Consider the following 4,698-nt stretch of genomic DNA (forward strand, 5'->3'; position numbering starts at 1 on the left):
GCTCCCCACGCCCCCCGATACCGGTGAGGAGAGACGGACCGATGCCCCCCGACGTATTGCCGAGCGACGGCCGACCCCGCACGTGGACGGCGGTGATCCGCTGCGACGACGGCGACCACACGCTGGACCTGACCCACCGCGAGGTGGTCGCCGAGCGCCTGCTGCGGACATCGCGCAAGCACTCCTACGACCCGGACGTGGACATCGACTGGGACGTCCCGCAGGACCCGGACGTGTTCTACATGCCCCCGCAGCTCATCTCCATCTACGAGACGCCGCTGTGGGACGGGCTGACGCACCGGCAGCGCGTGGAGCTGTCGCGGCGGGAGATGTGCAGCATCGCCTCCTTCGGCATCTGGTCGGAGATGCTGCTGATGCAGGCGCTGGTGATGCACGCCTACCGGCAGCGCTACGACAGCGACCACGTCGCCTACGCGCTGACGGAGATCGCCGACGAGTGCCGGCACTCGCAGATGTTCGGCCGGATGGTCCGGACGTGCGGGCTGCGCACGCACCGCCCGCGGGCGGCGGAGTTCCACATCGCGAAGCTGCTCGGGGCCGTGTACGACCCGATGCCGGTGTTCGCGGGGACCCTCGTCGTGGAGGAGTTCACCGACGCGTTCCAGCGCATGACGTTCCCGGACGAGGACGTGCAGCCGCTGGTGCGGCAGGTCACCCGGATCCACGTGATCGAGGAGGCGCGGCACATCAAGTACGCCCGCGAGGAGCTGAAGCGGCTGGTCGCGGTGCTGCCCGCGGTGCGGCGGCGGATGGCCGCCGCGGGCCTGGCGCGCGTGACGCGGGTGGCGACCGGCCAGCTGATCCACCCGTCGTGCTACTCGGCGGTGGGGCTGGACCCGCGGCTGGCGCGGCGGGTGGCGGCGATCAGCCCGCACCGGCGCGCGACGATGGCGTGGGCGTTCCGCAAGTGCACCGCGTTCTTCGACGAGGTCGGCTTCCTGGACGGCCGGGCCCGCGACATCTGGCGGCGCGCCGGCCTACTGGAACGGTAACCGGCGCCGGCTGTCCGGCTCGAGCAGCACAACACCGCGCGGCCCCACGGGGCGCCCGGCGGCAAGCCACCCATCACCCGGCTGATACCAGGATCCTGACCGAGTACGGTCGGCGCCCGTCAGCCGAGCCAGAGGGCCCGGACGATCACGATTCTCTCGCCCCGCACATCGGGCAGATAAGCCACCATGAGCCGGCCCCGGTGCTCCCTTTGCAGCCCCGGGACGTCACCGGTGTGCGCCGCGCCTTCGGGGAAGAGCATCGAATCCCGCGTCGCGATTTCACGAGCGAGGCTCTCGAGCTCTGCGATCGCCTCGGACGGCAGCCCGTCCAAGAGGTCGTCGGGATCGTACTCCCAGGCCCACTCACTCACCCGCGACCGCTCGACCGGCCGCGCGGACGATGTCACCGATCTCACGGATCGCGCGCTGCCGGACCTCGGGGTCGGCACTGGCCATGGCGCGTTCGGCCGCGCGCAACCGGCGGGCGGTCTCCGGGTGGCGCTCGATCTCCACGATTTCACCCCAGTGCAGGTGGAACCTGCGGATGGGGACGATGCTGCCGTTCTCGCCGGCCTCGACGAACGCCTTCTGCATGTCCTCGAACAACTCGGGCAGCCGCGACGGCGCCACAGTCGCCACCGCCTTGCGGAGCGCGGGCCAGGTCAGTTCCGGCATGGGAATCAGCGGCTCCTCACGCCCCTCGCGCTGTGCGACCATCTGCCGCCCTCCTGTTCAGTGGCCTGCGGGCCAGAATAGTCGGCCCGACCGACAACCTAGAGGGAACGAGGCCCCAGGCGGCGCGCGACGATGGCGTGGGCGTTCCGCAAGTGCACCGCGTTCTTCGACGAGGTCGGCTTCCTGGACGGCCGGGCCCGCGACATCTGGCGCCGCGCCGGGCTCCTGGAACGGTAACCGGTTCTACTTTCGGCCATTTCCTGGAGACCCCGAAGTTGATATTAGAAAATGATTCATAAATGCTGCGGGGTTGGTCCGGGTGCTGGGATGCAAAAGGGCCGCGGAGGGGGGTCCACTCCGCGGCCCCGTCGACGTTGCGGGTTGCCGACCTGGGGTTATACCCAGGACACTCCTACCGATTGGACGGTCACGTCGTCGACCTCCTCCTCCCAGGTGCCTCGAATACGCCGATCACCCGGCCTCGTTCGGGGAGCATGATCGGCATACCCCCTCCCTTTGCCACATCACCCTAGAAGCTCTTGACAGAGAATATGCCATGATCGGCCGATTCAGGTCAGAAATGATTTAGCGCGGTGACGACTTCGCGGGCGACGGCGGCGGCGCGGTCCAGCGAGGCCCGCTCCGCCGCCCGCCGGCCGACCGCGCCGGGGGCCGGCTCGCTGTAGCTGACGGTGAGGACCGCGTTGCGCGTCCGGGCGGTGACCTGCCCGATCACGGCCGGCCCGGCCTCGGCGGCCTTGGCCCAGCGGTACGCCTCGTCCCCGACGTCCGGCTGCCGCCGCAGGCTGATCGTCCGGGCGGGCGGCGCGTCGTGCGCCTGGGCCCACCGCTCGTCGTAGAGGTTCGCGGCGTCCTCCACCGGGGTGGCGGTGTTGTCAGGCGCGTACAGGTGCGCCTCCACGCGGAGCCACCGGGCCGGCGAGCCCGCCGCGGCGTACGTGCACGTGGTCAAGGTCGAGTTGCCGCTCTGCTGCCGGCGCGCCTCCGGGACCGCCCGGTCGACGGTCTCCTGCGAGACCGTCCCGCACGGCGACGGCAGCGCCCGGACGAACTCCGGCGACCGCACCGGTTCCCGCGACGCGCCGTCGGTCATCGGCCGCACGGCCGCGGCGTCCTCGCCGCCGCCACCGCCATCGCTCCGGCCGGGAACCACCAGGAACACGACCGCCCCGGCCGCCGCGACGGCGGCGAGCACCGCCAGCAGCTTCAGCAGCCGCGGGCCATGGGACGGCGATGGCGGCTCCGGTGCGGAGTAGAACCGGTCGAACGGCTCCGGCGGACGTTGAAGTCCCACTCCCCGCTCCTCACTCCCCCGTCTCGGTGACTGGGCCCGCCACAAGTCAACGTAGTCAGGCCCCATGTTCCTGACCAGGCCCCCGGACGGTATGGATTGTCAGACCTCGTGGTCACAATGGAGAGGTGCTGCTAGCCGACATCACGCGGACGTCGCAGGCCGTCGCGGGCACCTCGGGCCGCAAGGCCAAGGTATCCGCGCTCGCGGAGTGCCTGCGCACGGCCGATCCCGGCGAGGCGGCCACCGTGGTGGCCTACCTGTCGGGTGAGCTGCCGCAACGCCAGATCGGCGTCGGGTACGCCTCACTGCGCGACGTCCCGCCCCCGGCCGCGGAACCGTCGCTGACCGTCCCGGAGGTGGACGCCGCGTTCACCGAGATCGGCGCGGTCTCCGGGCCGGGCTCGGTCGCGCGGCGGCGCGCGCTGCTCGCCGCGCTGCTCGGCCGCGCCACCCGCGCCGAGCAGGACTTCCTCGTCCGGCTGCTGGCGGGCGAGCTGCGGCAGGGCGCGCTCGACGGGGTGATGGCCGAGGCCGTCGCGGCGGCGGCCGGGGTCCCGGCCGCCGAGGTCCGGCGGGCGCTCATGCTGCGCGGCACGCTCGGCCCGGTCGCCACGGCCGCGCTCGCCGACGGCGTCGCCGGGCTGCGCGCGTTCACCCTGGAGGTCGGGCGGCCCATCAAGCCGATGCTCGCGGCGTCCGCCCCGTCCGTGGAAGAGGCGTTCGCCAAGCTCGGCGCCGAGGCGGCCGTCGAGTGGAAGCTCGACGGCATCCGCGCGCAGCTCCACATCTCCGACGGCGAGGTCCGGGTGTTCACCCGCACGCTGGACGACATCACCTCCCGGCTACCGGAGGTCGTAGCGGCCGTGCGGGAGCTGCCGGTCCGCGAGGCCGTGTTCGACGGCGAGCTGATCGCGCTCCGCCCGGACGGCGGCCCCCACCCGTTCCAGGTGACCGCCGCCCGCACCGCCACCCGCACGGCGAAGAACACCGAGCCCGTCCCGCTGTCGGTCCACCTGTTCGACGTCCTCCACCTCCGCGAACCCGGAGACCCCCCGGGCGGCGACCTGCTGGACGCATCGGGCGCGGAGCGGGGCGCGGCACTCGTCCGGCTCGTCCCCGAAGAGCTGCGGATGCCGCGGGTCGTCACCGCCGACCCGCAGCGGGCGCGTGAGGTGTTCGACGAGGCCGTCGCGCGCGGCCACGAGGGCGTCGTGATCAAGTCGCTCGACTCCCCGTACACCGCGGGACGCCGCGGCGCCGGGTGGATCAAGGTCAAGCCGCGCTACACCCTCGACCTCGTCGTCCTCGCGGTCGAATGGGGCAACGGCCGCCGCCGGGGCCTGCTGTCCAACCTGCATCTCGGCGCCCGCGACCCCGAGACCGGCGGCTTCGTCATGCTCGGCAAGACGTTCAAGGGCCTCACCGACGAGCTCCTGGCGTGGCAGACGAAGAAGCTCCGCGAACTGGCCGTGCGGGAGGACGCCCACACCGTCCACGTCCGGCCCGAGCTTGTCGTCGAGATCGCGTTCGACGGCGTCCAGCGAAGCCCCCGCTACCCGGGCGGCATAGCCCTCCGCTTCGCCCGGGTCCTCCGCTACCGCGAGGACAAACCCGCCACCGAAGCCGACACGATCGACACGGTAAGAGCCGTAGCCCCCCGCACGGACTGACCTCCACGTCCCCGACCACCCCTCC

5 protein-coding genes are annotated in these 4,698 nt (G+C 72.2%); 2 read left to right on the top strand and 3 right to left on the bottom strand.

Annotated features, from left to right (window positions below; genetic code table 11):
* The first annotated feature begins 41 nt into the window (after positions 1–41).
* Positions 42–1,013, top strand: a complete 972-nt coding sequence (locus tag E1200_RS31355; RefSeq protein ID WP_131955965.1) for a diiron oxygenase — start codon at positions 42–44, stop codon at positions 1,011–1,013.
* A 119-nt stretch (positions 1,014–1,132) separates the two neighbouring features.
* Here E1200_RS31355 and E1200_RS31360 read toward each other — a convergent pair whose 3' ends face one another.
* From E1200_RS31360 to E1200_RS31375, 3 genes are all read right to left on the bottom strand, one after another.
* Positions 1,133–1,384 (bottom strand): hypothetical protein, encoded by a 252-nt coding sequence (locus tag E1200_RS31360; protein WP_131955967.1) that lies wholly within the window; start codon positions 1,382–1,384, stop codon positions 1,133–1,135.
* Positions 1,377–1,730 (bottom strand): hypothetical protein, encoded by a 354-nt coding sequence (locus E1200_RS31365; protein WP_131955969.1) that lies wholly within the window; start codon positions 1,728–1,730, stop codon positions 1,377–1,379. The genes E1200_RS31360 and E1200_RS31365 overlap by 8 nt, the downstream gene beginning before the upstream one ends.
* 532 nt (positions 1,731–2,262) lie before the next feature.
* Positions 2,263–3,003: a hypothetical protein gene (locus tag E1200_RS31375; protein ID WP_131955971.1), complete on the bottom strand. Its 741-nt coding sequence runs from the start codon at positions 3,001–3,003 to the stop codon at positions 2,263–2,265.
* Between the two features lie 125 nt (positions 3,004–3,128).
* Here E1200_RS31375 and E1200_RS31380 point away from each other — a divergent pair, with 125 nt between their 5' ends.
* Positions 3,129–4,673, top strand: a complete 1,545-nt coding sequence (locus tag E1200_RS31380) for an ATP-dependent DNA ligase (RefSeq protein WP_131955973.1) — start codon at positions 3,129–3,131, stop codon at positions 4,671–4,673.
* Positions 4,674–4,698 lie beyond the last annotated feature (25 nt).

It is taken from the genome of Actinomadura sp. GC306, assembly GCF_004348665.1.
In the GTDB taxonomy this organism is placed as follows: domain Bacteria; phylum Actinomycetota; class Actinomycetes; order Streptosporangiales; family Streptosporangiaceae; genus Spirillospora.